The 2658-nt window shown below is 44.1% G+C and carries 3 protein-coding genes and 1 pseudogene; 3 read left to right on the plus strand and 1 reads right to left on the minus strand.

The window, feature by feature from the left end:
* Together GRP75_RS23870 and GRP75_RS23875 are read left to right on the plus strand one after the other, a co-directional pair.
* Positions 1 to 1002 (plus strand): phosphodiester glycosidase family protein (locus GRP75_RS23870; protein ID WP_237449159.1); only part of this gene is annotated, 1002 nt, incomplete at its 5' end.
* Between the two features lie 237 nt (positions 1003 to 1239).
* Positions 1240 to 1611: a hypothetical protein gene (locus GRP75_RS23875; RefSeq protein ID WP_237449160.1), complete on the plus strand. Its 372-nt coding sequence runs from the start codon at positions 1240 to 1242 to the stop codon at positions 1609 to 1611.
* A gap of 122 nt (positions 1612 to 1733) precedes the next feature.
* On the opposite strand, the gene GRP75_RS23880 is transcribed toward GRP75_RS23875, so the two are convergent.
* On the minus strand, positions 1734 to 2273 hold the full coding sequence (locus GRP75_RS23880; RefSeq protein WP_160790557.1) for a helix-turn-helix domain-containing protein: 540 nt from the start codon (positions 2271 to 2273) through the stop codon (positions 1734 to 1736).
* A gap of 269 nt (positions 2274 to 2542) precedes the next feature.
* Between GRP75_RS23880 and GRP75_RS23885 the strand changes: the two are divergent.
* Positions 2543 to 2658: pseudogene (locus tag GRP75_RS23885) on the plus strand (DoxX family protein); the annotation flags it as partial.

Here is a 2658-nt window from a genome sequence, read left to right on the forward strand (position 1 = left end):
GGAATAGGGGGTGGTGCGTGGTTGTTCCTAACGTCATCTGGCAAGGACATGCGCTATTTGGCTGCCGATACGCTAATCACAACCCAACATCGTCACTGGGCGAAGTACTTTATCGGTGAAGCAGAGGCAAAAAAACGTGTGGCTGAATATTCGGCCCGTTTTGAAGCGATGGGTGAAGAGAAGGACAGACATACAATCAATCTACCTGATCTGATACCGACCAAAGTACAACAAACGCCGCTGGTTGAAGTGGAAGAGGTATCGGGCCGTAACTATCATGGCTATGTTATGACGGTGCATGACCCCACTAAAATCCGGCTCGGGGTTCCTTCCAAGGTCGGCCGGGGAGAAAGGGTATCTAGTATGGTCGAGCGTTTAGGGGCTGTTGCTGGCGTAAATGGCGGTGGCTTTGCCGATCCCAACTGGAATGGGAATGGTTTTAAACCGATTGGCGTTGTCATTTCCCAGGGTGAGATATACTACAATGATATGGGTAAAAATGCCTCTGTTCAAATCGTAGGTATTGATAAGCAGGGAAAAATGATAGCCGGTCACTATTCGTTGTCCGAGTTGTCCAAAATGAATGTGCAAGAAGCGGTTACTTTTCAACCACGCCTAATCGTGAATGGGAAAGGTCTGATTCGCAATGCAAGCGAGGGGTGGGGAATTGCTCCTCGTACCGCAATGGGGCAAAGAGCAGACGGGGCCATTATATTCGTGACCATCGACGGTCGTCAGCCTGGGTACAGTATTGGTGCCAACTTGTATGATATGCAAAATATTTTGCTTAAACACGGAGCGGTTATCGGTGCTAATCTGGATGGAGGTTCTTCAACGGTGCTAGTCAAGGATAATGCCATTGTGAACAAGCCTTCTTCTGAATACGGAGAGCGGTATTTGCCGACTGCGTTTCTCGTATTTGAGCATCCAGAGACTGTTAGTATCCCGAACATATGGGAAGGTCTGAATCCTGGAGACATTGACGCAGCCAAAAAGAGATAGATCAGGAATGAACAAGTTCATTAAGTGAACGGAGACTGATGACCAGCCAGAGATTCATGGTAAATTAAAAGAAGAAATATACGAGGGAGATCTGGCGACAGCACGCGAAGCGCTAATCCGTTTAGACAGCAGAACAGTCCATCCTTATATAGAAGCACATAATCCTAACACTGAGCTTCTGTCCAGTGTCTATATGTTCCCTCAAGGCGAAGCATTGCGCTATTTTACAGTGGGGATGTGCTGAGTCTAGTTGAAGTGAAGGACGGTTTTCCAGTTGTCACCTATCAAGGGTATGTGGGTGCTCCCTTTGATAAAACATTTACAATGGAATACGATCCGCTGGAGCGTTTTTTGGTGAATAAAGCCAAAAATCAGTGGGGAACTTATCCGAAAATAAATAAGCCCCTGATCTACAAGTTTACTACAGGATGGGGAGACAGCAGTACTACTTTCTATGGGCGTATTACTACGCTAAATAAAGAAGAACTGCTGGGTACTACGGGTGATCCCGTAACTGGACTCCCGGCTAATACCAAACAAATTATGAAAACCTTCAAGCTGCCGTGGGAATCGCGTACAGATGCCCCAGCAGGCGATGGAATAAGTTAAGAGCAGCAATAGTAAGGAAAATTTAAAAAGCGCGTATCGTTGAAGTAAAGTTGACTTCCCGGTACGCGCTTTTTTTTGATGGAATTTGTACTTTTGTTGCTTCGTGCTTGCTTAAGTATCTATTAGGCGTCATTTTCTGCTTGGAGAAATACGGAAATCAGGATACGGGCGTTGTTTTCACCCACGTTTTTGGCATAATGGGGGATAGCTGCCCTCCAGCTAAAGGAATCTCCTGCTTCCAAAGTAGCTGAATCCTCGCCTTGCTCCACGTATACCGTGCCCTCCAAGATAAAATGAATCTCATCCCCCGCATGAGCATGCTCCTCTTCTGTAGATGAGCCTGGCGGCATGTCCACCAGCATCATTTTAACGTTTCCTTGCCCCCCCAAATGATCGACCTGGAGGTTGTTTTTACCATATAACGTTTTACGACGCTCGTCCTTACGAATCACTTGCATCCGTTCCTCTTCTTTGAGAAGCAGAAAAGCAAGGGGAACCTTAAGCGCATTTGCGATACTGTCCAATGTTGCGATGGAAGGGGAGGTTTTATTATTTTCTACTTGACTCATAAACCCTTGCGATAGTCCGGTTCGTTCACATATTTGCTGGATGGATAAATTTTTACGTTTACGAGCGGCGCGTATGTTGCATCCTATACCCATAGAGCGTTCCTCCTTTAAGGGAATATAATGTATACTAATTTAATATTTATCATACCAAATAATTTGTTGACAGACTACAGTTTCTTATGATAAATTCACATTACAAAATAATTATTTCTATTACTAATAATTCAAGTTTGATTCACACTAATGTGGTGCGGCAGAGATTCAGACAGTATTATTTTTTCAACCAAATTATTAGTAATATAAATTAATTATTCATATGCACTTGTATGAGTGTAATAAACAAACAGAATGGAGAGATAAACATGAGTTCAGCAAGCAAAAACATTTCTACAATTATGCGGGTGGCGCTGGGAATTTTGTTTTTGGCACACGGAATTGCTAAATTCCAAATGGGGTTGGGTAATGTAGCAGGCTGGTT

Source organism: Paenibacillus sp. OT2-17 (assembly GCF_009827695.1).
GTDB classification, from domain to species: domain Bacteria; phylum Bacillota; class Bacilli; order Paenibacillales; family Paenibacillaceae; genus Paenibacillus; species Paenibacillus polymyxa_B.